At 53.9% G+C, this 24,037-nt stretch carries 21 protein-coding genes and 2 pseudogenes; 12 read left to right on the forward strand and 11 right to left on the reverse strand.

The features are described 5' to 3' along the window. The first annotated feature begins 23 nt into the window (after window positions 1–23). Window positions 24–1,148, forward strand: a complete 1,125-nt coding sequence (gene gcvT / locus ACN0UH_RS01150; RefSeq protein ID WP_417660330.1) for a glycine cleavage system aminomethyltransferase GcvT — start codon at window positions 24–26, stop codon at window positions 1,146–1,148. A 156-nt stretch (window positions 1,149–1,304) separates the two neighbouring features. Here gcvT and dsbG read toward each other — a convergent pair whose 3' ends face one another. From dsbG to ACN0UH_RS01175, 5 genes are all read right to left on the reverse strand, one after another. Further along, entirely contained in the window at window positions 1,305–2,075 is a 771-nt protein-coding gene (gene dsbG, locus ACN0UH_RS01155) for a thiol:disulfide interchange protein DsbG (RefSeq protein ID WP_417660331.1), read from the reverse strand. After that, window positions 2,072–2,887, reverse strand: coding sequence for a prolipoprotein diacylglyceryl transferase family protein (locus ACN0UH_RS01160; RefSeq protein ID WP_417660332.1), 816 nt, complete (start codon window positions 2,885–2,887; stop codon window positions 2,072–2,074). Before ACN0UH_RS01160 ends, dsbG begins: the two co-directional genes overlap by 4 nt. A 115-nt stretch (window positions 2,888–3,002) precedes the next feature. Further along, on the reverse strand, window positions 3,003–4,133 hold the full coding sequence (locus ACN0UH_RS01165) for a M14-type cytosolic carboxypeptidase (RefSeq protein WP_417660333.1): 1,131 nt from the start codon (window positions 4,131–4,133) through the stop codon (window positions 3,003–3,005). A gap of 123 nt (window positions 4,134–4,256) precedes the next feature. Beyond that, window positions 4,257–4,826: a helix-turn-helix domain-containing protein gene (locus tag ACN0UH_RS01170; RefSeq protein ID WP_417660694.1), complete on the reverse strand. Its 570-nt coding sequence runs from the start codon at window positions 4,824–4,826 to the stop codon at window positions 4,257–4,259. 48 nt (window positions 4,827–4,874) lie between these two features. Next, on the reverse strand, window positions 4,875–6,164 hold the full coding sequence (locus tag ACN0UH_RS01175; protein WP_417660334.1) for an NAD(P)/FAD-dependent oxidoreductase: 1,290 nt from the start codon (window positions 6,162–6,164) through the stop codon (window positions 4,875–4,877). 275 nt (window positions 6,165–6,439) lie between these two features. On the opposite strand from ACN0UH_RS01175, the gene ACN0UH_RS01180 reads away from it, so the two are divergent. Further along, window positions 6,440–7,000 carry a tetratricopeptide repeat protein gene (locus ACN0UH_RS01180; RefSeq protein WP_417660335.1) on the forward strand — a complete coding sequence of 187 codons (561 nt, stop codon included), beginning with the start codon at window positions 6,440–6,442 and terminating at the stop codon, window positions 6,998–7,000. Between the two features lie 254 nt (window positions 7,001–7,254). Here ACN0UH_RS01180 and ACN0UH_RS01185 read toward each other — a convergent pair whose 3' ends face one another. Then, entirely contained in the window at window positions 7,255–7,599 is a 345-nt protein-coding gene (locus tag ACN0UH_RS01185) for a YciI family protein (protein WP_417660336.1), read from the reverse strand. Between the two features lie 758 nt (window positions 7,600–8,357). Here ACN0UH_RS01185 and ACN0UH_RS01190 point away from each other — a divergent pair. After that, entirely contained in the window at window positions 8,358–8,561 is a 204-nt protein-coding gene (locus ACN0UH_RS01190; protein ID WP_417660337.1) for a hypothetical protein, read from the forward strand. Window positions 8,562–8,922: 361 nt separating this feature from the next. Here ACN0UH_RS01190 and ACN0UH_RS01195 read toward each other — a convergent pair whose 3' ends face one another. Next, window positions 8,923–10,431 (reverse strand): helicase HerA-like domain-containing protein, encoded by a 1,509-nt coding sequence (locus ACN0UH_RS01195; RefSeq protein WP_417660338.1) that lies wholly within the window; start codon window positions 10,429–10,431, stop codon window positions 8,923–8,925. A 241-nt stretch (window positions 10,432–10,672) separates the two neighbouring features. Here ACN0UH_RS01195 and ACN0UH_RS01200 point away from each other — a divergent pair. Continuing rightward, window positions 10,673–11,692 (forward strand): annotated as a pseudogene (locus ACN0UH_RS01200) (cache domain-containing protein); the annotation flags it as partial. Between the two features lie 93 nt (window positions 11,693–11,785). Further along, window positions 11,786–12,550 (forward strand): methyl-accepting chemotaxis protein, encoded by a 765-nt coding sequence (locus ACN0UH_RS01205; protein ID WP_371917468.1) that lies wholly within the window; start codon window positions 11,786–11,788, stop codon window positions 12,548–12,550. A 248-nt stretch (window positions 12,551–12,798) separates the two neighbouring features. On the opposite strand, the gene ACN0UH_RS01210 is transcribed toward ACN0UH_RS01205, so the two are convergent. From ACN0UH_RS01210 to ACN0UH_RS01220, 3 genes and pseudogenes are all read right to left on the reverse strand, one after another. After that, on the reverse strand, window positions 12,799–12,978 hold the full coding sequence (locus ACN0UH_RS01210; RefSeq protein ID WP_417660339.1) for a hypothetical protein: 180 nt from the start codon (window positions 12,976–12,978) through the stop codon (window positions 12,799–12,801). A 111-nt stretch (window positions 12,979–13,089) separates the two neighbouring features. Then, window positions 13,090–13,515 (reverse strand): CBS domain-containing protein, encoded by a 426-nt coding sequence (locus ACN0UH_RS01215; RefSeq protein ID WP_417660340.1) that lies wholly within the window; start codon window positions 13,513–13,515, stop codon window positions 13,090–13,092. Window positions 13,516–13,686: 171 nt separating this feature from the next. Next, a pseudogene (locus tag ACN0UH_RS01220) lies at window positions 13,687–14,411 on the reverse strand (formyltetrahydrofolate deformylase); the annotation flags it as partial. A 347-nt stretch (window positions 14,412–14,758) separates the two neighbouring features. Between ACN0UH_RS01220 and mvaT the strand changes: the two are divergent. Further along, complete coding sequence (gene mvaT, locus ACN0UH_RS01225; protein WP_087517907.1) at window positions 14,759–15,133, forward strand: histone-like nucleoid-structuring protein MvaT; 375 nt, start codon at window positions 14,759–14,761, stop codon at window positions 15,131–15,133. 178 nt (window positions 15,134–15,311) lie between these two features. Here the strand turns inward: mvaT and sbcB are convergent, their stop codons facing one another. Then, a complete protein-coding gene (sbcB, locus tag ACN0UH_RS01230) occupies window positions 15,312–16,745 on the reverse strand; it encodes an exodeoxyribonuclease I (RefSeq protein ID WP_417660341.1) in 1,434 nt (477 codons plus the stop codon). Between the two features lie 268 nt (window positions 16,746–17,013). On the opposite strand from sbcB, the gene ACN0UH_RS01235 reads away from it, so the two are divergent. From ACN0UH_RS01235 to ACN0UH_RS01260, 6 genes are read left to right on the forward strand one after another with little or no spacing between them, the layout of a single operon-like run. Further along, entirely contained in the window at window positions 17,014–17,760 is a 747-nt protein-coding gene (locus ACN0UH_RS01235; RefSeq protein WP_417660342.1) for an RDD family protein, read from the forward strand. Then, on the forward strand, window positions 17,757–18,740 hold the full coding sequence (locus ACN0UH_RS01240) for a stage II sporulation protein M (RefSeq protein ID WP_417660343.1): 984 nt from the start codon (window positions 17,757–17,759) through the stop codon (window positions 18,738–18,740). The genes ACN0UH_RS01235 and ACN0UH_RS01240 overlap by 4 nt, the downstream gene beginning before the upstream one ends. Beyond that, the gene (locus ACN0UH_RS01245; protein WP_417660344.1) at window positions 18,727–20,322 is read left to right on the forward strand and encodes a DUF4129 domain-containing protein; all 1,596 of its coding nucleotides are present in this window, start codon (window positions 18,727–18,729) and stop codon (window positions 20,320–20,322) included. Before ACN0UH_RS01240 ends, ACN0UH_RS01245 begins: the two co-directional genes overlap by 14 nt. Further along, a complete protein-coding gene (locus ACN0UH_RS01250) occupies window positions 20,319–21,626 on the forward strand; it encodes a DUF4350 domain-containing protein (RefSeq protein WP_417660345.1) in 1,308 nt (435 codons plus the stop codon). The genes ACN0UH_RS01245 and ACN0UH_RS01250 overlap by 4 nt, the downstream gene beginning before the upstream one ends. Then, window positions 21,623–22,669 carry an AAA family ATPase gene (locus ACN0UH_RS01255; protein ID WP_417660346.1) on the forward strand — a complete coding sequence of 349 codons (1,047 nt, stop codon included), beginning with the start codon at window positions 21,623–21,625 and terminating at the stop codon, window positions 22,667–22,669. The genes ACN0UH_RS01250 and ACN0UH_RS01255 overlap by 4 nt, the downstream gene beginning before the upstream one ends. Window positions 22,670–22,703: 34 nt before the next feature. Next, complete coding sequence (locus ACN0UH_RS01260) at window positions 22,704–24,035, forward strand: DUF58 domain-containing protein (RefSeq protein WP_417660347.1); 1,332 nt, start codon at window positions 22,704–22,706, stop codon at window positions 24,033–24,035. Window positions 24,036–24,037: the final 2 nt, after the last annotated feature.

Raw genomic sequence — 24,037 nt, forward strand, 5'->3', positions numbered from 1 at the left:
AACAGAACACCAAGGAGACATGCATGACTACCGAAACCCTCGCAAAAACCCCATTGCACGCGCTACACCTTGAGCTTGGCGCACGAATGGTGCCGTTCGCTGGCTATGACATGCCTGTGCAGTACCCGCTTGGCGTCATGAAAGAGCACTTGCAGACCCGTGATCAAGCAGGCTTGTTTGATGTCTCGCACATGGGCCAACTTGTGCTACGCGGTACCAATGCAGCAAAAGCCTTGGAAACCTTGGTGCCGGTCGACATTATCGACTTGCCGGTTGGCATGCAGCGCTACGCCATGTTCACCAATGAAAACGGCGGCATCCTTGACGACCTGATGGTTGCCAACCTCGGTAATGACACACTGTTTCTGGTAGTCAATGCGGCCTGTAAAGATCAGGATCTGGCGCACCTGCGTAAGCACATTGGCGAACAGTGCGAGATCGAAAGCCTGTTTGATTCTCGCGCCCTGCTAGCCCTGCAAGGCCCAAAAGCAGTTGACGTCCTCAGCCGTCTCGCCCCTGAAGTGGCGAAGATGACCTTTATGCAATTCACTCAGGTTCGCCTGCTTGGTGTTGATTGCTTCGTCAGCCGTTCGGGTTATACCGGCGAAGATGGCTACGAAATCTCAGTACCCAATGAGCATGCTGAAACACTGGCGCGCAGCCTGCTGGCTGAGCCTGAAGTCGAAGCGATTGGCCTTGGCGCCCGCGACTCACTGCGCCTCGAAGCAGGCCTGTGCCTGTACGGCCATGACATGAGCACCAGCAGTACGCCAATCGAAGCCAGCTTGCTTTGGGCCATGTCCAAACCACGCCGTGCTGACGGCGCGCGTGCTGGTGGTTTCCCCGGCGCAGAACAGATCTTCGCGCAGCAGCAAACTGGGGTTGCCAGCAAGCGCGTAGGCCTGTTGCCACAGGAACGCGTACCGGTTCGCGAAGGCGCAGAAATTGTCGATGCCGACGGTAACACCATCGGCACAGTCACCAGTGGCGGTTTCGGCCCAACGCTGGGTGCGCCGGTTGCCATGGGCTACGTTCAAGCCAGCCATGTGCCGGTTGGCAGTGATGTCTGGGCAATCGTGCGTGGCAAGCGCGTGCCGATGAAAGTTGCTAAGACACCTTTCGTAGAGCAGCGCTACTACCGCGGCTGATCGACCAGCAGCAATGGCTGACAAGCAAACCTTGTCTGCCATTGTGTGTTTCGTAGGGTGCGGCAACGCGAAGCTTGCCCACCAGAGTCCAACCATTTGACACAGGCGTTAACCGTGCCAAATGGCGGACAAAAAAGCGTTGTCCGCCCTACCGCCCTACTCGCCCATGATTGCTTTTAACGCATCTGGACGCGGAGCACCTTGTTGCTGCTGCATACGCCCGTCTTTATCCAGATAGAAAATCGCCGGGGTCGCCTGGCCACCCAGTTCGCTCATTAGCGCTAAGTTGCTATCAAGCTGTTTCTGGATATTCGCCGGAATGGTTTTTAACGCTGCAAGTGAACTTGAGCGCCCCGCGGCCTCATGCTCGTTAAGCGTTTGCTCTGGCGACTTGGCCGTCAGTATTGCAGCAGCCTTAGCTTCGCTGTCGTCGCGGATGATGCCGACCATTATATGGCGCAGTTGCACTTTTCCGGACTCAACCCAAGGTCGCGCCTGCTTCCAAAACATTGTGCAGTACGGGCAGTTCGGGTCGCTGAATACATAGACCACACGAGGCGCGTCGGCTTTACCGTCCGCCACCCAGCTGCTTTTCTCCATGCGCGCCCACATTTCCTTGGCCATCGGCTGATAGACCAACTTTTCCAGCGGCGCCTCACTGAGATCAGCACCCTGCTCATCGAGCAATGTGCCAAGTAGCACGTGCTTACCATCCGGCATCAGGTACAGCGCTATGGCTTGGCCATTGTATTTAGCTGCGAAACCTTGCATGTCGCCGGGGGCATCAAACCGACCGACAACTTGCGCACCCCGTGCTTCTACAGCTTTGATCGGTGCCGGCCATTCTTCGGCATGTATGCCGGCAGCACCTGCGCTTAACAACGCTAGCGCCAGCCAGCGCGAGGGTTTAAGCATGAACCTACTCATTGTTTACCATCCTTTTTAAACAGTTCTAGTACTTGCGATAGGCTCGCATCAGATAACTCACCGAGGTGGCTGCCAATCTGGCGGCCTTGAGCGTCATAAAACACCGTGGTCGGTAATGCGCGTGAGCCAACTAACGGTCCAAGCTGCGCGCCGCTATCAAGCAGCACATTGCTCATCGTCAACTGACCCGCCTGCAGAAATCGACTGATTTCGTCCTGGCCTTCACCTTGATTTACGAACAAGAAGGTCACGTCAGTATGACGCGCTTGCGCCGCAGCCAGCACCGGCATCTCTCGCCGGCATGGCGGACACCAGGTTGCCCAAAGGTTGACCACTAAAGGCTTGCCCGCATAGTCGCTCAGGTTAACCCCTTTGCCATCCATTGTGGCGAGGGCAACCTCGGGTAAGCGAGTGCCCTGCTCCAGAGCGCGCATCATTGCCGTGCCTGAGCCCCAGATTAACAACCCGGTAATCAATGCGATGCCCAGTGGACGGCGCATCAGTGGTTCCCTGACCAACCAATACAGGCCCAACCCGAGCGCCAGCAATACACCGGGCCACGCGATAAAGCCGCCATCGCGCAGGTCGATCACTTGCCATAAGTCATTCTGGAAATGCTCAAAGTAGCTCACAACAAAGGCAACTCGTGCGCCCAGCACGCCAAACAGGAACATCAGGAACAGGCGGTTTTCTGGATTGCTCTTGGCGTTGCGCCCAACCCACCAGCCAACCAGCGTGGCCACAAACAAGCTGCTTAATAACAGCAAATGAGCCGCCGACATGTTCAACGGCCCAAGGTTAACGCTAAGCATCTGCAATCCTTGAGATGAGCTGTGCCTGAGTTGGATTACTCAGGCAGACAACTGCGACCTATCCATTCAATAAAGAGTTCAGTAAAACCAAACCCTCAAGCGTTACGAGCTATGTTCAGCGCAACTGCTCAACCATATCAGCGATCACGCTGAGTACATCCTTGCCCAGTTGTGCCGAACGCTGACCATTCCAGCCGGTGCGCGGACACGGTGTGTCGTTGTGATCCTTGAACGGCATTTCGATGGTGAACGCCAAGCAGTCGAACTCCATACCCACTGAGTTGCACGCCAAGGTGGTGTTGGCCTTGCCCGGTTCACTGCGCGGATAGCCAAAACGCGTCTGAAACTCAGCACCACTGGCAACCAACCGGCTGCGAAACTCGTTTTCAAGCGTCTCCAGCCGTGGGCTGTATCCTGGATTACCCTCACAACCGGCAGTAAACACGTGGGGAATTTCTTCATCGCCGTGAATATCCAGAAACAGATCAACGCCGATCTTGCGCATCTGCTGCTGAACGAAATACACCTCGGGGCTTTGCTCTTCACTTGCTGATTGCCAAGCTCGATTAAGATCCTGACCGGCAGCATTGGTGCGCAAATGCCCACGGTAGGCGCCATCAGGATTCATATTCGGCACCAAGTACAAATCAGCATGTTCGAGCAAGTGCTTGAGCTGGGCATCTTCACTGTTTTTCAGACGGTCAATCACGCCCTCCATGTACCACTCAGCCATATGCTCGCCTGGATGCTGCTGGGCAATGATCCAGACTTTGCGCTGCGCATTGGGGTTACGGCTGACTTTCAACAGCTGGATATCGCGCCCTTCAATACTCTTGCCCGTAGCGATAACTTGCGCCCCAGCATCGGCAACTGCGCTGGCTATCAGTTGATCATGGCGAGCACGGCTGTAAGGTTCAAAATAGGCAAACCATATTTGCGTCTGATGCGGTGCCAGCTCAAAATCGAGCGCACCATCCTGAAAACGGCTCGGGACTCTGAACCACTTTTTCTGATCATAAGATGCTGCGGTGTCGTAACCCGTCCAGGCGTGGCTGTAGGCAGACTTGTGGGCATTGGTCAGGCTGAATCCAACCGGCTTGCCCGGTGTAAGACCATCCACCTTGAAGTGAAACCACTGGAAGTGATGACTGCGCAGATCAGGACGAATCGCCAGCAATACCCGTTGAGGATTACTGGCATCAATAACCTCGATATTGCCACTGTCAAAATCACAACTGATCTGCATACGCACCTCTAACAGGTTTAATTCAAAAGCTCCTTAAAAGGATCGCAGGTCTAAGCCCACTTGCAAACGCCAATGGCGACAAAATAGTTGCCGTGGGCGCATGCAATTCGCCACTGAAGGTGACTACCTGAAAACCCAAAGCACCCGTGTCGCCTGCTGGCTGAGATTGGCATAACGAAACTGGCTGTGTGGCGGCAGCTGGAAGCCATCGTTGGCGCGCAAGGTCACAGGACTTTCCTGGTCATCGCCAGCGTCCTCGAACCAGATTGTCAACTCACCCTCAAGCACAAAACCACCTTGCTCGGAGCTGTCATTCAAGTGCCCTTCACCGCTTGTCGCACCGGGCGCCAAATGGCTTTCCAGCATCGAGAAACCGGCCGACATCCTCGGCGAGACCAGCACATCGGTAATCCCGCCAGCGTAATATAAAGTTCGGCGCTCGCCCGGGCGGGTTACCCAACCAACTTCCCGCGGCTTGCTGAGGCTGTAAAAGTAACTGGTAGAAACACCCAGCGCCTCTGAAATAGCCGTGAGATCAGCCACCGTTGGTTTGGAGATTGCTCGCTCAACCTGTGACAGAAAACCCACAGAGCGACCGACCTGCTCAGCCAACGCCTCAAGGCTCACCTTCTTGTACTTGCGTAGGTCGCGAATCAGTATCGCCAGTCCTTCGACCTCATCCTGCATATCCATATCAGCTCCTTGAAGCGACTTCATCGAATCACTCATATACCTGCAAAATTAAAGCGTATCGCGCAGCCGATACCACGCCTTGCCCAGCGCCTCAATGGGCGCAGCTAAACGTGAACCACCGGGAAACGCCGGGTTATGCAGCCGTTGGTAAAGCTTCAACAGCTCAGTGTTGCCCGCAATTGCATCGGTCACCGCTCGCGCACCAGCCAGTGTAGGGAGCACGCCATGCCCGGAAAATCCCTGCAGCCAGTAACGCTGACCTTCACAACCGATATCTGGAGTTCGCTTCATTGTGCAATCGATATGCCCGCCCCAGGCGTAGTCCAACTCAACACCCCGCAATTGCGGGAATACTCGCTCAAGATAAGGCCGGGTAGCTGCCGCAACATCCTTTGGAATACCGCCGAGATAGGTACAGCCGCCGCCGAATAGCAGGCGGTTATCTGGCGTTAGACGGAAGTAATCCGGGACAAACTGGTTATCAATCACACAGCTGTTTTTGGGCAGCAATGATTGTGCAATTTCTGGTGCTAACGGCGCAGTTGCGACCTGGTAGGAACCCACCGGCAGAATGCGTCGGCTCAATGCTGGCTCTAGCTTATCAATGTAGGCGTTGCAGGCGAGAATCAGCACATCAGCGCTGACCTCTGCTTGAGCTGTTCGAGCACTGTATCCTTCAGTGGTCTGGCGGTAATCCAGCACCTGACTCTGCTCAAAAATCTGCCCGCCCAGTTGCTCAATCGCCGCAGCTAAACCCTGGGCAAGTTTCAGTGGGTTGATATGTGCCCCTTGCGGATCGTAAAGCCCGGCCAGATAGCGATCACTGCCAATCCACTCGCGTAATTCCTCACCCGCGATAAAACGCACACCCGGCGAGTCCCATTTCTCATGCGCCTCACGCTCAGCCGCTTGCAACTGAGCGACACGTCGCCCCAGAACAGCGGTGTATAAACTGCCTGATCGGTAATCGATATCGAACCCATAACGCTGCGGCAGCTCGCGCATTTCTGTTGCCGCCAACTGCATACTGCGCCACAGTTGCTGAGCGCCACTTAAACCCAGCGTCGTTTCAAATGGCGGCATATCGCACGACCAACCGAGCAACGCTTGGCCACCATTGCGCCCCGAAGCAGCCCAAGCCAAGCGACTTGCCTCCAGAACAACTACACGCTTGCCAGCCTGCAACAATTGAAGCGCACAATGCAGACCGCTAAAGCCGCCACCAATGATCAGCACATCGGTGCAGAGCGACTCTTTAAGCGTTGGCCTTAACTGCAAAGGCTCGGGATAGGTTGCTGCATAATAGCTGGAGACGTGCTGGGCAGACTGCTTGAACATGACGGCCTCATGAATTATTCAACCAATAATTTCATGAAAATATACTCCATAAATTTCAGCAACCCAAGCCGCACACTGTTTACCTAACTTATTCACAGAGTTGTTGTCTTTGCTTTAGCCGCAATAACTCATTTTGAGGCCGGAGACGTTTAACCTGACGACCGTACCGAGAAGCCTGCCCAAGCTTCGCTCTCGATACTCCGAAGGGATTGAAGCCTCCTACACGTAGCCAAAGCATCGCGTGCAATATGCTCTCGTCAAATCAGGAATAATCAATGATGAAAACCAATTTACTGGCGCGCTCAACTCTTCCTGCAGTGTTCTGCACCCTGCTTTTTCTCGCCGGTTGTGCCAGCAAAGGCACCGACAGCGAAGCAACAGCGCCCGGTACCAGTCCCGCAACGACTCAAGAACAAACTGCCAACACCGAGTTTGATCAACTGCGAAAAGCAGCCGAAGCCGGCGACCTGGATAGCCAATTCAAATTAGGTAGCGCCTACTTCGTCGGCCGCCCGGTCAAGGACCTTAAGCAAGCAGAAGCCTGGTGGAAGAAAGCCGCGGATAAAGGTCACTCAATGGCTGCGGTGAGTTTAGCGTATCTGTACACAGGTCGCGATGACGCCTCATTTGCTAACCGCGACGCCATGCTCAAGTACTTGAACCAGTCGGCCTCAGGCGGCAACCCAATGGCCCAGCATATCCTCGGCAATCTTTACTTCACGGGTGAACACGGCGTCGCGCGCGACCCAAATCAAGCAGTCGCCCTGTACACCGCAGCCTGCAAAGCTAACTATGCAGTCAGCTGTGAAGCCCTGAAAAAACTGCAACAGCCTTGATCCACAATGCTCTAACATTTTTCCGACATCGACTAAAAAACCCTGTGCTAAGGACCCTCTGAAAAAGGTAGCGAGCGACGGGAGCACAAGGCAAAAAACTGCGAAAAGCGGCCGAGGTCGCGCTCGACTTTACGTGTTGTAAATGAGCATTTTGAGCAGTTTTTTAACGCTGTAATACCGAGCGCAGTAGTTTTTCAGAGGTTCCCTAAGGGTTTTTTAGTCGCGCAAACAACTCCAGCGGTTATAACTACAAGTCAAACATCCAACTGCCGTACTGGGCGCACTTCTACACAACCAACCCGCGCGGCTGGAATATTACCCGCGAGCTGAACCGCCTCATTCAAATCACGCGCTTCAATCAGATAAAACCCTGCCAATTGCTCTTTGGTTTCTGCAAATGGACCATCGGTGATCGATAACTGGCCCCCGCGCATGCGCACGGTTGTTGCACTGTGCACCGGCTGCAAAGCTTCTGCGGCAATCATCCGTCCACTGCGCTGTACCGCTTCGGCGTAGGCCCAGCACTCTTCATCTTTAGGGCTGTCTGCCGAGGAATGTAATTGCTGCTCATTGCTATAAACCAGACATAAATACTTCATCTCTGCCTCCAAGGCGGTGCTGTATACATGATGTGTATGACCTAGTCGTTTGAGAGTCTTCTCATTCGACATCCAATCCGTTTTTAAGTCTGATCCAGCCCCTATACAGGCTGAAAGACTCGCCCTAGAGCGGTTTAAGCAAAGATCAAAAAAGCAAAAAAACATGCAAACTGTTCAATCTCGGTTAATTTTATAAATATTTGTAATCTTTCCATGTCCAGCCAGTCTTACTTATTCTTGAAAACACACGCTTACAGGGGCCGATCAAATTCAGCCCACCGAACGCATCAAGTGTGCCAACCGAAGACAACTCAACGCCACACTAATATAGGTATAAAAGTACAGCTAATGTTTGCTACAAACCGTATAAAAACTGGACATTTTCAAACCGTTCGCGATAATTGGCTGAGATCGATAGTAAAAGTCGACACCGCTAAGGAACCTCTGAAAAAGGTAGCGAGCGACGATAGTACAAGGCAAAAAAATGCGAAAAAGCGACCGGGGGTCGCGCTCGACTTAGTTGTCCTAAATGAGCATTTTGAGCAGTTTTTTAACACCGTAATATCTAGCGCAGTAGTTTTTCAGAGGTTCCCTAAAGAAATTGTTTTCATTGCCTGTGGCTGTATAGCCCGAGTCAGTACTTTGTATACTCAATTGAAAACTGACCGTACGCTTTCAGCATAACGGTGGCCGTAACAACGAGCTATGACAGCTCGCGTTGCCACCTTAGTAATACAACTCAGACCTTGGGATTTAACGTGACGAAAGACGAACTGCGCGCCGAACTCGAGCGCCAGGCGCAGCGTTACAAGGATGTTTACGGCGGAGAAGTTTTAACCTACGCCGCTCAACCCGAACCGGAACGCAAGCCCTGGCGGAAAAGAGCCTCTCTTCTCGACCAAGCTTTTGATAAAGAAATACAGAAAATCGAAAAAGAGTTGGAAGATAAATCCCAACTTTAAAGGAGCCTTTGAAAAAAGTAGCGAGCGACGGGAGTACAAGGCGCAACGACCAACGGGAGTAACAGCCAGAGGCTGGCCTGAAGGGCGAGCGCCAGCGAGTCAAAGGTGCGAAAAAGCGACCGGGGTCGCGCTCGACTTAGTTGTCCTAAATGAGCATTTGATTCGCGTTGCTCACCCCTTCGGGGCCGCACTAAAGTGCGTTCAGCCTAAAGGCTGTGAGCAGCTTTTCAACACAGCACGGGCTGCCCCAGTAATCCCTAGCGCAGTAGTTTTTCAGAGGTTCCTCAAGGAAGTGCTGAAATAGCCGGCCATACAGAGCTATTTAACCTCAATCTGGCCGGCCAAGCTTAAGGCCGCTTCTTCAGCGTTTTTTACTGCCTAATAAAGAGCCCATCAACCCTCGCACCAATTGCCTGCCAAACTGGTTGGCTGCTTGGCGTACGGCGGTTTTCATCGCTTGGCTGGCAAAGCCGCCCAGCAAATCCGTAGCCATATCAGTAAGGCTTTCACCCTCTTTGGCGGCTTTGCTGTTGCCTGCAGTTGGAGCGGCTACTTGAGCGTCTGGCTTGACCTCAGCAGCGGCGGCACGTGCGGTCAGCAATTCATAAGCGGACTCGCGGTCGATCGGTTTGTCGTACCGCCCAGCGAGCGGCGATTGCTTGATCAAAGTGACGCGCTCGGCCTCAGTCAACGGCCCCACTCGTGACTGCGGTGGAGCAATTAACACACGCCTGACCATGGCTGGCGTGCCCTTCTCTTCCATAGTGCTGACTAACGCCTCGCCGATGCCCAGTTCGGTGAGCACGCTGAGCGTATCGAACGCCGGATTCGGCCGAAAACCTTCGGCTACCGCGCGCAACGATTTTTGCTCTTTCGCAGTGAATGCGCGTAGACCATGCTGAATACGCAAACCCAGTTGGGCCAGCACATCATCGGGTAAGTCACTCGGCGACTGTGTGACGAAATACACCCCGACGCCTTTCGATCTAATCAGGCGTACCACCTGCTCCAAGCGCTCTTGCAACGCTTTTGGTGTATCGGCAAACAACAGGTGTGCCTCATCAAAGAACAGCGCCAGCACTGGCTTATCGGCATCGCCGCGTTCAGGTAACTGCTCAAAAAGCTCAGCCAGCAACCACAATAAGAACGTTGCATACACTTTTGGCGCTTCATGCACCAAGCGGCTGGCGTCTAACAAATGCACACGGCCTTGGCCGTTGGCGTCGGGTTGAAGAATATCTTCCAACTGCAAGGCGGGCTCACCAAACAAAGCCTCTGCACCCTGCTGCTCAAGGCTTGAAAGCCTGCGTAACAGGGCCTGACCTGAAGTTTTGGTAAAGAGCGCACCGTCATCACCGAGCACTTCGGGGTGGTCCTTGAGATGATTGAGCAGTGCTTTCAAGTCTTTCAGGTCAAGCAACAACAAACCTTCGCGATCGGCCACTTTAAACGCGGCATAGAGTGCTGCTTGCTGGCTATCGCTCAGCTCTAGCAGTGAGCTGAGAAGCAAAGGTCCCATTTCACTCAAGGTGGTACGCAGCGGATGGCCACTTTGTCCGTTTATATCCCAGAGTGAAACGGGACATGCCTTGGGTACATGCTCAAGCCAAGGCATGCTGGCAATGCGTTCGGCAATCTTGCCTTGTGGGTTTCCAACGGCTCCGACGCCACACAAATCGCCTTTTACGTCAGCGGCAAATACTGCAACGCCGGCCTCACTAAAGGTTTCGATCAAACGCTGCAGTGTCACCGTTTTCCCGGTGCCGGTTGCACCTGCAATCAAACCGTGACGATTGGCAAGGCGCAAGGATTGACCGACCTCTTGACCCTCAAGATCAGCGCCTAAAATTATTTGGTTTGCTACAGCCATATTTACCGTCCTCTGGATTAAAGCTTCTGAGCCCGCTTGCCGACATATCTGATCATGGAGCCTCTGAAAAAAAGCGAGCGAAGGGAGTACAAGGTGCAACAACCAGCGGGAGTAACAGCCAACGGCTGGCCCAAAGGGTGAGCGCCAGTGAGCATCTGAGGTTCCCTAAGGCCGCTAGTTTGCGACGCCGTATATATCCTTATCAAAGACTGGCTTCAGTACCTTACGGGCGCAAGAGTGTATGAACACAAATTTGAAATTCAGTCACAAGATACTGCTTGCCGCTGCATTAGTAGTAGTTGCAGCCTTCTCGATTTTCACACTGTACAACGATTACCTGCAACGCAATGCCATTCGCGAGGACCTTGAGAGTTACTTGCATGAAATGGGCGATATAACCGCCAGCAATATTCAAAACTGGTTATCGGGCCGGATTTTGCTGGTTGAGAGTGCAGCACAGTCGATCTCGAAAAATCCTGATACTTCCGCAGTAACTGGCCTGCTTGAGCAAAAAGCGCTGACCTCGACGTTCGACTTTACCTACCTGGGTGGTACCGACGGCAGCTTCGCAATGCGCCCCGACGAGAAAATGCCTGACGGTTATGATCCACGAACACGGCCTTGGTACAAGGATGCGCTCGCAACCGCAGGCACCACGCTGACCGAGCCTTATGTGGACGCAGCCACCGGCGGCCTGATCATCACCATTGCCACACCTGCTCCGAGTGCTGGCGTAGTTGGCGGCGACCTAAGCATGAGCACGCTGGTTGAGACCATCAACTCGCTGGATTTTGGGGGTATGGGTTACGCATTCTTAGTCAGTGCAAACGGTCAAATTCTGGTGCACCCGGACAAATCTTTAGTGATGAAGTCGCTCAAGGATGTCTACGCAGAAAATGCTCCGACCATCAGCAGCGCCATTAGTGAAGTAGAAATCAACGGCAGCACGCGCATCATCAGTTTCGCCCCGGTAAAAGGTTTGCCATCGGTGAGTTGGTATTTAGGCCTGTCGATCGATAAAGACAAAGCCTATTCGATGCTAAGCGAGTTCCGTGCTTCAGCTATTATCGCGACAATTATTGCGGTGGTCTTGATCATGCTATTGCTTAGCGTATTGATGCGAGTGCTCATGCAGCCCCTGCATACTATGGGCAAAGCCATGCGCGACATCGCCATGGGTGAAGGTGACCTCACCCAACGCCTGAGCGCCAACAGCAACGATGAGTTCGGTGAGATGGCCAGGTCGTTCAACCAGTTCGTTGAGCGGATTCACACCTCGATTCGCGAAGTATCTTCGGCAACGATTCAGGTCAACGAAGTTGCCAAGCTGGTGGTGAATGCCTCGAACTCATCGATGCTTAATTCCGACGAACAAGCCAGTCGCACCAACAGTGTCGCAGCGGCGATCAATGAGCTTGGTGCTGCAGCCCAGGAAATTGCGCGCAATGCTGCCGATGCCTCGACTCAGGCGTCCGATGCCCGCGAGCAAGCTGAAGATGGTCGCTCGGTGGTTGAGCGCACCATCGCGGCGATGAATGATCTGTCTGGAAAAATAAGCGCCTCATGCAGCAACATTGAAGCGCTGAACAGCAAAACCGTGAACATCGGCCAAATCCTTGAAGTCATCAAAAGCATCTCACAACAAACCAACCTGCTGGCACTGAACGCGGCGATTGAAGCAGCGCGCGCGGGTGAGGCGGGCCGTGGTTTTGCGGTAGTTGCTGATGAAGTGCGCAACCTTGCACACCGTACACAGGAGTCGGCGCAAGAGATCGAAAGCATGATCGAGGAGCTGCAGGTGGGCTCACGTGAGTCTGTGACAACCATGACTGAGAGCCAACGCTACAGCGAGGAAAGTGTGTCGATTGCCAATCAGGCAGGCGAGCGTCTTGGTAGCGTCACTCAGCGTATCGGCGAGATCGACGGCATGAACCAGTCGGTGGCCACTGCCACCGAAGAGCAAACCTCGGTTATCGAATCGCTGAACATGGACATCATCGAGATCAACACCCTCAACCAGGAAGGCGTCGAGAACCTGCATGCAACACTTCGTGCCTGTAGTGATCTGGAGCGCCAGGCTACACGCCTCAATCAATTGGTAGGCAGCTTCCGTATCTAAGGAACCTCTGAAAAAGGTAGCGAGCGACGGTAGGACAAGGCAAAAAACTGCGAAAAGCGGCCGAGGTCGCGCTCGACTTTACGTGTTGTAAATGAGCATTTTGAGAGGTTTTTTAACGCAGCAAGGGCTGCCCCAGTAATATCTAGCGCAGTAGTTTTTCAGAGGTTCCCTAAGCATCTTAAATCCGGGTGCAGTGAGCTAAATACAAAGGGCGCCATCGAGGCGCCCTTTGTATTACTGATGTAGCGCTATTGATCGTCTTTCTGATCACTTTGATCAAGGCTTTGCGTTTGCTTCAACAGCGACTGTGCATCAGTAAAGTCTGCGCCGTCTTCAGGGCTCAATTGATCGATGTCGTAACGGCTCAGGCAACCCTCACCAACAGTTGCCGGGGCCTTTGATACGGCGCGATCGAGCGGATCAGCCATGATCTACCTCCTTCGACAGTGTGCTCACAATTACTGAAGTGCACGGATAAACAAGACCTTCAGCTTCGCGCTACACACTCTTGTTTAACAGATTATTGATGAATAACTGGCTCACTCAAGTGCCTGTCGGCCTTTCTCATGCTGGGCAAACTCTTTAGCGGCGCGCAATACATCACTGCGGCTTATCTGCCCGACCAGTCGCCCATCAGCAATCACCGGCAGGCGGCCAAGTTTACCCTGCAAAAAACGCTCAGAGACCTCAATCACGCTTGCTTCTGGACTAATGCTCTCAATATTGCGACTCATGTAATCACCAACAGTGCCGCCAATTGACTCGTAGTAGGCGCCAGACAGCGTTGCTCGCAAACAATCACCCTCAGATATCAAACCGATCAAGCGCCCCAGAGAGTCGACCACAGGCGCCCCAGAGATCCGGTGCTCAAGCAATCGGTCTATCGCCGTGAATAAATCCGTCTCGGCGCGAAATGTCACAAGGTGAGTGGTCATGTAGTCACGCGCTTTGATTGACTTGAGCATAATCGAACTCCTTTCAGATACGCCCAGGTTGCGATACAAGGCGTATCAATCAAATACAACCGTCTTGTTGTCGTGCACAAGAACACGGTCTCCTAAGTGATAGCGTAGTCCACGAGAGAGCACCATTTTTTCAACATCCTTACCAAGGCGAACCATTTCTTCAATGCTTTCACGGTGGCTGACCCGCACCACGTCTTGTTCGATAATCGGGCCCGCATCCAACTCCTCGGTTACATAGTGTGATGTCGCGCCAATCAGCTTGACCCCACGTAACGACGCCTGGTGATACGGTTTGGCCCCACAAATGACGGCAAGAAGCTGTGATGTATGTTTATCACCCGTTGCGCATAATCGCGGCACAACTGCGGCGGCAGTATCTGCATATAGCGTGCAAGCACAATTACGTCGGCCTGATGCGCCTCAACCAAGCGCGCCACTTCATCAAAAGCTGGCTGCTTATCTTGCGCATCAACAGGTACATGAAAGAACGGAATACCGTGCCACTCAACCATGCTGCGCAGGTCATTGTGATTGGAAATGACACAGGGTATTTCACAGTCGAGTTCGGCACTGTGCCAGCGATGTAACAAGTCAGCCAAACAGTGGGATTCTCGGCTCGCCATAAGCACTACGCGTTTTTTATGATCCGAATCGGTAACCCGCCATTCCATCGAAAACTCACGCGCGATGGGACCAAAAGCCTGCTTGAAGCCATCTATATCGAACGGCAAAGAGTCCGCACGGATTTCATGGCGCATAAAAAACCAGCCAGTCTGATTGTCAGAATGGTGGCTAGCCTCAGTAATCCAACCATTATACGTCGCTAGGAAATTACTGACTTTGGCCACGATACCAACACGGTCTGGGCAGGCAATAACCAGCCGAAAAGTGCGCATGAAAAGCTCCCGCTAAGTTTACAAAGGCGATCATTCTAGACATCGCGAGAAAAAACCGCATTAACCCTGAGTGGTTGAGTCCACTAAAAAAACCGCAACCCGAGCACATCTCACAGCCGGGGACTTATGCCTCCAAGACATTCCTGTCGGGTCACAGGCAGCGCCATAATTAGACGCGCCAACTTAGTGACTGTTATTTTCTCAAAAAAATGGCTATTAGCAGACCCGCTAAACAACTAATTACTTGCAGTAGTGTGTCTTTTCTTTATAAACCGGTTTACTTGTGAAAAGTGCGTGTCTATTATTAGTTACACATAGTCACCTCAGAATGAGCCAAGGTACACAATATGTCGCTGATCAACGAATACCGCGCTACAGAAGAAGCCATCAAAGAACTGCAAGAACGCCTGAAAAACATGTCACAAGATGACAAACTGCAGAAAGAACTGGAGTTCGAAGGCAAACTGCGCAAACTGATGGGCGAATATCAAAAATCCCTGCGGGACATTATCGCTCTGCTCGATCCAGATGCGAAAATGAGCAAGAACGCTCGTGCCACTAAAGGTACCGGCACCAAGCGTGCTCGCAAAGTTAAGCAATACAAAAACCCTAACAACGGTGAGGTCATCGAAACCAAAGGCGGCAACCACAAGACACTGAAAGAGTGGAAAGCCAAGTGGGGCGCTGACGTGGTTGAGAGCTGGGCTACTTTGCTGGGCTAATCAGCCGCAAGTTTCTCGTTGTTACAAAAAACGCCGGTTAGTCCGGCGTTTTTTTATGCCAAAAAATTAACGTCAACAATGCAATGACGCATCGTTAGCAGGCAAACAAATAATCCAGGTTATTAATGACTACGCGACATACTCCATAACCCTACACTGCCCAACGCAAAATCCCTGATTAAGAAAGGCCGTAGCGGTGGGCTAATTGCTGAACATAGTCTTGCCACGCATGCAGAACTTGTTGCTGAGCAGGTGACGCAGTTGGTAACACCTCAGTCATCGCCTGAGCAAATTGTTGCACTGTATTGGGTGCACCAAACTCGGGCAATGTTAGGCGTTGTTGGCAAAATGTTTGCCAACGCACTTGTTCTTCAGCACTCAAACTCGATGGTACATTACGTGCCCGATAACGAAATAACAGTTCAGGCAAGCGCGGATCATCAAACGGCCAACTTTCTGTAGCCAGTTGTTCAAGCTCACAAGTGCGCACACGCTCGCACAAGCTACGGTCGCGGTTACCGATAAAACCGTCATAAAGTTGCTGCTCGGGATCATCACTTCCGGCAAACGCTTCCTCGCGATACACCTCGGGTATTTTTTCCTGCCAATGCGACTGTGTTGCGATTAGCTGCTCAGCGCGTGCCTGGATAGTCACCATATCGAGCTCTAAACGCTGTATGTCGCTGTCACGCAGCACGCTTAACGGCGCAACAACCGGGCAGCGATTAATCTGTAGCAACTTAAGGGGCACCGGCAACTGACCGTCGAGTAATGCATCATGGCGGGTATATAAACGCTCACGAAGGGTGTCTGCAGTTTCATCGAGCAGCACGCTTGGATCACGTTGCAAGTCGCATACGATCAGCGCATTGCGGTTACGCGGATGCCAAGCCAGCGGCAACACCACTGACAAGTAATGGTTGGCCCCGGCAAAGCGCCCAGAAATATGCACAATGGGTTGCAGTAATTTAATCTGATCAAGTACCCGCGCCTTACTGCGCAGGCCATACAGATAATTGTAAAGCTTGGTTTGCTTGTCACGCAGTAGCCGCGCCAAAGCAATAGTTGCACGCACATCAGACAATGCGTCGTGCGCCTGACCATGCTCAATACCATTGGCGGCCGTTAACAACTCCAACTTCAGGCTAACGCGCCCTTCCACCTCCGGCCAGACGATCCCTTCCGGGCGCAATGCATACGCCGTTCTGACCAGATCAATCAAATCCCAACGACTATTACCGCCCTGCCATTCGCGCGCATAAGGGTCATAAAAGTTGCGATACAAGCTGTAACGCGTGACCTCATCATCAAAACGAATACTGTTGTAGCCCGCACCACAAGTACCGGGCAGCGACAACTGCGCATGCACCTGCGCCATGAACTCAGCTTCATCAAGCCCCCGCTCAACCAGTATCTGTGGAGTTATACCGGTAATCATGCAGGCGGCTGGGTGCGGCAGGATATCGTCACTGGGTTTGCAGTAAATATTCAGCGGCTCGGCAATCTCGTTCAGTTGTTCATCAGTGCGGATACCAGCCACCTGCAAAGGGCGATCGCGGCGCGGGTCGATACCAGTCGTTTCGTAGTCGTACCAGAAGATGCTTGAAGTCACAGTATTGTCCTGAGCGAATGGCTGATGCAGTCTAACATCGCTTAATTGTGTGGCTCTATTTACCAATCGGATGATTAGGACAGCTCAAAAAAGCAGCAACCAGAGCCGCATCAATGGCTGCCGAAACCCCGACTATCGCAACATTACCTGCGCAGTAGTTTTTCAGAGATGTCTCAGATTGCGGGGGGAATCTACAGATTGTGTCTAGACCAGTTGCCTCAGCGGCTCGCTCTGGCTAGCATCGGGCTTTATTCATCGCAGTCAGCCGATGCCGCATACCAAAAACAATCAAACAAACGCCACCAGCCCCGCCTCAAGCCGCCCCGCCGCTGAGTTGCTGGATACGCGTTATCACGTCGAGACGCCAGAAGGTATTGATCTCTCGCTGCGCCCAGCCGGACTGGTACCGCGTGCGCTGGCGTATTGCATCGACTTGATCATTCGCGGCATCGTATTGGGCTTGATGTACCTGCTATTAAGCATGCTCGGCAAACTAGGTATGGGCTTAGGCACGATTTTGCTGTTTATAGTGACGTGGTGGTACATGGTTTTGTTTGAGGTGCTCAACCAAGGCCGCTCCCCCGGCAAACAATGGTTGGGGTTACGCGTGGTACACGACGACGGCACGCCAGTGGGCTGGCCAGCCTCCCTGACCCGCAACCTGCTGCGCTTTGTCGACATACTGCCATTCGGCTACACCTTCGGCATTCTCAGTTGCCTGAACAGCCCAACGTTCAAACGTCTGGGCGATATAGCCGCAGGCACGCTGGTGGTTTACCGCGAGGAAAAGCCGCTTGCGCCGGTTTTACCTGAAGCAGAGGCAGTGCGTGCCCCCATCGCCCTTAGCCTGAAAGAACAACGTGCAATACTTGGTTTTGCTGAGCGCGCCAGCAGCCTGTCGCAGGAACGCCGCGTTGAACTGGCCAACATAATCGCGGTACCACTGCAGGTGCCGACCGAACAAGCTGAACAAACTATTAATGGCATTGCCCACAGTCTTGTGGGGCCTCGATGAAGCAGAGTCAATTCGAGAGCCATCACCAAGCCAGCTGGAAAGCATTCGCCAGCAAGTTAGATGGCCTGGAGAAAACCGGTAAAACCGATGCGTCGCACAGCAAGGGCTTTGCGGCTGATTACCGACGCGTCTGCCAACAGCTCTCGTTGGCCCAGGCCCGAGGCTACAGCAACCACTTAATTGAACAGTTGCAGCAATTAGCCTTGCGCGGCCACCAACAACTCTATCGCCACCGCAGCACTATTGGCGCCCAGCTAGTAAGTTTCCTGCTCAGTGGTTTTCCACGCTTGGTTCGCGCGCAATGGCGCTTTGTACTGGCCGCCAGTCTGTTGTTCTTTGGCAGCTTGATAATCATGGGGCTACTGGTCTACTGGTTTCCCCATCTTGTTTACAGCGTGGTCGACCCACAACAAGTCGCAAGCATGGAAAGCATGTATGACCCGGATGCCAGACGCCTGGGCCGCTTCAGTGAGCGCGGCTCTGGGGACGACTGGATGATGTTTGGCTTCTACATCATGAACAACATCGGCATTGCCTTTCAGACATTCGCCAGCGGCTTGTTATTCGGGCTCGGCAGTTTGTTCTTTCTCCTGTTCAACGGGGTGATGATCGGCGCAGTAGCTGGTCACCTGACGCAAATTGGCTATAGCGAAACCTTCTGGTCCTTCGTTATCGGTCACGGCGCTTTCGAGCTTACCGCCATCGCGCTTGCTGGCGCTGCAGGCTTGAAGCTGGGCTGGGCATTACTTGCCCCAGGCCGCTTGCCCCGCACCGAAGCCTTACGCTTAGCCGCAGCAGATAGCATTCGTTTGGTTGCTGGTGTTGTGGTGTTTTTGTTACTTGCAGCCTTTATCGAGGCGTACTGGTCATCAATGACCTTCGCCACGCCGCATGTTAAGTACGCCGTGGGCGCTTTACTCTGGGCATTGGTGCTGAGCTATCTGATCCTTGCCGGGCGAGGTGCTCATGCGTCTGACTGAAGTTAACGTCGCAATTCGTCCACGCAGTGGCTGGGAAGCACTTGATCTCGGCGTACTACTCGCGCGCCGACATGCAGGATTGCTGATGGCCAGTTGGGCGCTGGTTACCCTGCCGATATTCGCCCTGCTTTGCCTGATTTTCTGGGACTATCCAAGCATTGCCATACTGGTGTTCTGGTGGCTGAAACCAGCCTATGAACGCTTGCCGTTGTATATCTTGTCCAACAGCCTGTTTGGCAATACACCGACACTAAGGCAAGCGCTCAAAGCCTATCCGCGACTGTTAAAACCACAGCTATTGGCCAGCCTGACCTGGCGACGTATCAGCACTACGCGCAGTTTTGATATGCCAGTCATGCAACTGGAAGGACTTTCAGGCGCCGCTCGCAGCCAGCGCCTGACCGTCCTCGGGCAAAAAAATGCAGGTGGCGCGACCTGGCTGACAGTCGTCGGCGTGCACGTTGAGTTTGCCCTGAGTCTTGGCTTGGCTGCCTTGTTCTACTTAATGCTGCCGCAACAACTGGAACTGGACTGGAGCTGGCAAAGCCTGATTGCCCCCGAGCAAAACGACTGGATGTGGCTGGAGCATTTGTCCAACGGGCTCTACGCCTTGCTTCTGATTGTCTGGGAACCAGTGTATGTGGCATGTGGATTCAGCCTGTACTTGAACCGCCGCACCACACTGGAAGCATGGGACATTGAACTGGCATTTCGCCAATTGCGGCAACGCTTAACAGGTGTTGCCTATGCCGCGCTGCTAGCTGTAGGCCTGCTGTTCAGCCAACTACCAAACACGGCAATGGCCGCAGCAGATGCCGCAGCACCAAACAGCTCTGCGACGGCTCGTCCACCAGCCGAGCAAGACCCGCTTGGACCACAAGCCGAGCGCTTGCAAAAACAAGCCTTGAGCAGCCAGGCGGCGCAACAAAGTATCAGCCAACTACTTGATAAGCCGCCGTTCAAAAACCCGGAAACGGTAACCCGCTGGCGCCTGCGAGATAGCGAAAAACCAGCCAAGCCAGACACCGATTTCCTTGAGTCGCTGATTTCAGGTTTGGGCAAACTGGCTGAGCTCTGGAAGTCGATGGAGACCTTGGCTCAAATCTTCGCCGCCCTGCTCTGGGCGGCTCTATTCGCCCTTATCGCCTGGATAGTGTGGCGCTACCGGGATTGGTTAAATACCTTCACCGGGCGCTTTACTTTACCCCAGCGCACTAAAAGTGCGCCGCCGAGCCAGATGTTCGGTTTGGAAGTCGCCCCTGAAAGTCTGCCGGATGATATTTGTAGCGAAGTTAGCCAGCTTTGGGATCGTGAGCCACGCGCAGCCTTGGGCCTGCTCTACCGTGCCCTGCTCAGCCGCTTGCTGCATGATTACCGACTGGGTCTGAAAAGCGCCCACACCGAGCACGAAGTCTTGCAACTGGTTGAAAGCCTTGAGCAACCAGAGCTTGATCGATTCAGCTCAACGCTGACTCATCATTGGCAAAATCTAGCCTATGGACACAAGCTGCCACCGGCCTCTGCCAAAGCATCACTGTGCAACAACTGGCGCCAGCTGTTTGAGCCGGAGGCTGCGGCATGAGCCGACGTAACGGCTTTATCATTGGCGCACTGATTATTCTTGCCCTTGGTTTGCTTGCCAGCTATTTGCTGGGGCGAGCCGAATCCTATGAAACCGTTATCGACCACGGCGCCGCCCCTGAAGTTAAAGCGAATCCTTACTTCGCGGCGCAGGCTTTTTTGCGCGACCAAGGCGTCAAAGTCGAAACAGCTGATAGCTTGGCCAAGCTGGCGCAGTTACCGAGCACTGGCCACACCTTATTACTGTTGGGCGATCGGGAAAAAGTCACACCTCAGCAAACCCAGCGACTGCTCGACTGGTCAGCCAAAGGCGGACACCTGATATTTGTCGCAGAGCGCTTATGGGACGAAAAGAAAGGCAAGAGTGGTGATTTGCTGCTCGACAGACTGGGGATTCAGCAACTCGACAGTGATGATTTAGACGCCCTTGAAAAGGCGTCCAAAAGTCCTGATTCGGCCCCGACTGAAACCAGCCACGACGCAGATCAGACAGCAGCAGAGCCTGAACCAGAAAGCTATTCGCAATTGGAACAGTTATCGCAAGGCGAGCCCGATCAGCCTGAAGCCGCACCGGTGATTGACGATGAGCAAGACGCTTACCCCAAGCTAACAAAGCTCTATCTCGAAAATGAAGATGCACCCGCCTACATCAGTTTCGACACTGACTTTCACCTTTACGACGCGAAAAACATCGCCACGGCCTGGGCCAATAGCGCTCAATCAACCCATATGCTCCAGCTCTATCACGGTGATGGGTTAATCACCGTTTTAACCGATAGCTGGGCCTGGCAAAACGACAAAATCGCCAAGTACGATAACGCTTGGCTACTCTGGTACCTGACTCAGGAAACCGATGTCACCCTGCTCTTTCGCGCCGACCATGACGATTTGCTGAGTTTGCTCTGGAAGTATTTCCCACAAGCGCTATTGGCCCTTGGGTTGCTCCTTGCTCTGACGCTCTGGAGCGTCGGCATGCGTCAAGGTCCATTGCAATTACCGGCGAGTTTCAGCCGCAGACAGCTACAAGAACACATCCGCGCCAGCGCTGACTTCAACCTCAGGCGCAATGGCCAACAAACACTGCTACAAGGCTTGCAACTGGATATTCAACGCCGCGCACGCAAGCGTCACCCAGGCTTTGAACGTTTGCCAGTCGCTGATCAATGGTTAGTCCTCAGCCGCCTGACGCGCCTCAGCACTGGCGCGATAGGCAAAGCCATGCGACCAGTCCCGCAACAGCGGTTAACCGCCACCGAATTCACCCGTCAGGTTGCCCACCTGCAAACTCTCAGGAATGCCTTATGAGCGAACACACTCCCGACCAGTCAAGCGCCAACCCAGCCGCACCTGCCAGCTCAGCTCCGGCGACTTCGGTCGCGAATACGGCGCAACAACGTCAGCGCGCCAGCCAACTGGCTCAAGCGCTGCGCCTGGAGTTGCAAAAAGCCTTGATCGGCCAAGCTCGGGTAATTGACGATGTGTTGACCGCGCTGATTGCTGGCGGCCATGTGTTGATTGAAGGTGTACCGGGCCTCGGCAAGACTCTATTGGTACGCGCGCTGGCCAAATGCTTTGGCGGCGAGTTTTCGCGTATTCAATTCACCCCGGACTTAATGCCCAGCGATGTCACCGGGCATGCGGTATACGACCTGCAAAGCGAGCAGTTCAAACTGCGCAAAGGCCCGGTGTTCACCAATTTATTGCTGGCCGATGAAATTAACCGTGCACCGGCCAAGACTCAGGCAGCGCTGCTTGAAGTGATGCAAGAACGCCAAGTCACTCTTGAAGGCCGGGCGCTGTCTGTACCGTTGCCATTTATGGTGTTGGCCACGCAGAATCCGATTGAACAAGAAGGCACTTACCCGCTGCCCGAGGCCGAACTTGATCGTTTCATGCTCAAGCTGCGTATGGATTATCCGCAGCAGGATGAAGAAATGCTCATGGTCCGTCAGGTGACTCGCTCCAGCAAAGCCGACATGCTTGAAGTCGCCCCGCTGCGCACCCTGCTGCAAGCCAAAGACGTACAAGCGCTGCAGAAAATCGCCAGCGACTTGCCGGTTGACGAACAGGTTCTCGACTATGCCGTGCGCCTGGCTCGCGCTACGCGCAACTGGCCTGGATTCGCAATCGGCGCTGGCCCGCGCGCCTCAATTGCATTGGTGCGTGGCAGCCGTGCCCGTGCGTTATTACGTGGTGGTGATTTCGTCATCCCGGATGACATAAAAGGCTGCGCCCTGGCGGTGCTGCGTCACCGAGTACGCCTGTCACCTGAGCTGGATATCGAAGGTCTGTCGATTGACCAAGTGCTGCAACAGCTTCTCGATCAAGTGCCGGCGCCACGTCTATGACCACAGTAACCTCAAACCACGAGCAAGCTGCGCGATGAAACCGGCCCGCCGCCTGCTCATCGCCGTGGCCGCTCTGTTGCTCTGCGCAGTTCTGCTCGGCGCCTTGGATGCATTGGCAATAGAACTGCCCGAGGTCATCAATTCGCTCTGGTGGGGGCTGCTGTTACTGCTGGGCGGGGCAGCACTGGTTGATGCCTGGCTGCTGCACAAGACACCCTCGCCGCGCCTCGAACGCAACTTACCCGGCCAGCTCCCACTGGGGCGCTGGAGCGATGTGCAACTGACCCTGCACCACGGTTACACGCAACACACTGAAGTGCAGGTATTCGACCACTGCGCCCATGAAATGGCCAGCGAACACCTGCCACAGCGAGTGGCGTTACGGCCAGGGGAACAAACCCAGTTCAGCTACCGCGTGCGGCCACTGGTGCGCGGCCACTTCAGCTTTCCACGGGCAGAGATCAGCCTGCCAAGCCGATTAGGCCTGTGGTGTGCTCGGCGGGTACTGAATGTCGCTGACGAAACCCGGGTTTACCCTGACTTTGCCCGACTCTACGGCGCCCAGTTACTGGCGGTTGATGACTGGCTCAGCCAGATGGGTGTTCGTCAGCATCAGCGACGCGGCTTAGGCATGGAGTTTCATCAACTGCGTGAGTTTCGCGATGGCGACTCGTTACGTCAGATCGACTGGAAAGCCACTGCTCGCAAACGCACGCCGATTGCCCGTGAGTATCAGGATGAACGAGACCAGCAGATTGTGTTCATGCTCGACTGCGGCCGACGCATGCGCAGCCAGGATGGCGAGCTTTCCCATTTCGATCATGCGCTAAACGCCAGCCTGCTGTTGAGTTACATCGCATTGCGCCAAGGCGACGCCGTAGGCTTGAGCACCTTTGCCAGTGAACAAAGCCGCTACCTTGCACCCGTCAAAGGCGCTGCGCAGCTGAATGTATTGCTTAACAGCGTGTATGATCTTAAAAGCACCCAATTGCCTGCGGACTATACGGCGGCGACTGATGCACTGCTCAGCCGCCAACGGCGGCGGGCACTGGTGGTGATCGTCACTAACCTGCGCGATGAAGACGACCAGGAACTGCTTAGCGCCGTTAAACGCCTGAGTCGTCAGCATCGTGTATTGATCGCCAGCTTGCGCGAAGAAGTGCTGGATACACTACGCCAAGCACCCGTGCAAAATCTCGACTCGGCACTCGCCTACTGCGCAACCGTCGACTACCTAAATGCCCGCGACACACTGCACGAGCGTCTAGTGGCAAACAATGTTCCAGTGCTTGATGCACGCCCTAGCGAGCTGGGGCCAGAGTTGGTTAGCCGTTACTTGTCATGGAAAAAGGCGGGCGTCCTTTAACC

Source organism: Pseudomonas sp. (assembly GCF_048265905.1).
Lineage (GTDB): Bacteria > Pseudomonadota > Gammaproteobacteria > Pseudomonadales > Pseudomonadaceae > Aquipseudomonas.

Excerpts from the sequence above, each read along its gene's own strand:
- gcvT (WP_417660330.1), top strand. The coding sequence starts at position 24 with ATGACTACCGAAACCCTCGCAAAAACCCCATTGCACGCGCTACACCTT.
- dsbG (WP_417660331.1), bottom strand. The coding sequence starts at position 2,075 with ATGAGTAGGTTCATGCTTAAACCCTCGCGCTGGCTGGCGCTAGCGTTG.
- ACN0UH_RS01160 (WP_417660332.1), bottom strand. The coding sequence starts at position 2,887 with ATGCTTAGCGTTAACCTTGGGCCGTTGAACATGTCGGCGGCTCATTTG.
- ACN0UH_RS01165 (WP_417660333.1), bottom strand. The coding sequence starts at position 4,133 with ATGCAGATCAGTTGTGATTTTGACAGTGGCAATATCGAGGTTATTGAT.
- ACN0UH_RS01170 (WP_417660694.1), bottom strand. The coding sequence starts at position 4,826 with ATGGATATGCAGGATGAGGTCGAAGGACTGGCGATACTGATTCGCGAC.
- ACN0UH_RS01175 (WP_417660334.1), bottom strand. The coding sequence starts at position 6,164 with ATGTTCAAGCAGTCTGCCCAGCACGTCTCCAGCTATTATGCAGCAACC.
- ACN0UH_RS01180 (WP_417660335.1), top strand. The coding sequence starts at position 6,440 with ATGATGAAAACCAATTTACTGGCGCGCTCAACTCTTCCTGCAGTGTTC.
- ACN0UH_RS01185 (WP_417660336.1), bottom strand. The coding sequence starts at position 7,599 with ATGAAGTATTTATGTCTGGTTTATAGCAATGAGCAGCAATTACATTCC.
- ACN0UH_RS01195 (WP_417660338.1), bottom strand. The coding sequence starts at position 10,431 with ATGGCTGTAGCAAACCAAATAATTTTAGGCGCTGATCTTGAGGGTCAA.
- ACN0UH_RS01205 (WP_371917468.1), top strand. The coding sequence starts at position 11,786 with ATGCTTAATTCCGACGAACAAGCCAGTCGCACCAACAGTGTCGCAGCG.
- ACN0UH_RS01210 (WP_417660339.1), bottom strand. The coding sequence starts at position 12,978 with ATGGCTGATCCGCTCGATCGCGCCGTATCAAAGGCCCCGGCAACTGTT.
- ACN0UH_RS01215 (WP_417660340.1), bottom strand. The coding sequence starts at position 13,515 with ATGCTCAAGTCAATCAAAGCGCGTGACTACATGACCACTCACCTTGTG.
- mvaT (WP_087517907.1), top strand. The coding sequence starts at position 14,759 with ATGTCGCTGATCAACGAATACCGCGCTACAGAAGAAGCCATCAAAGAA.
- ACN0UH_RS01235 (WP_417660342.1), top strand. The coding sequence starts at position 17,014 with ATGCCGCATACCAAAAACAATCAAACAAACGCCACCAGCCCCGCCTCA.
- ACN0UH_RS01240 (WP_417660343.1), top strand. The coding sequence starts at position 17,757 with ATGAAGCAGAGTCAATTCGAGAGCCATCACCAAGCCAGCTGGAAAGCA.
- ACN0UH_RS01245 (WP_417660344.1), top strand. The coding sequence starts at position 18,727 with ATGCGTCTGACTGAAGTTAACGTCGCAATTCGTCCACGCAGTGGCTGG.
- ACN0UH_RS01250 (WP_417660345.1), top strand. The coding sequence starts at position 20,319 with ATGAGCCGACGTAACGGCTTTATCATTGGCGCACTGATTATTCTTGCC.
- ACN0UH_RS01255 (WP_417660346.1), top strand. The coding sequence starts at position 21,623 with ATGAGCGAACACACTCCCGACCAGTCAAGCGCCAACCCAGCCGCACCT.
- ACN0UH_RS01260 (WP_417660347.1), top strand. The coding sequence starts at position 22,704 with ATGAAACCGGCCCGCCGCCTGCTCATCGCCGTGGCCGCTCTGTTGCTC.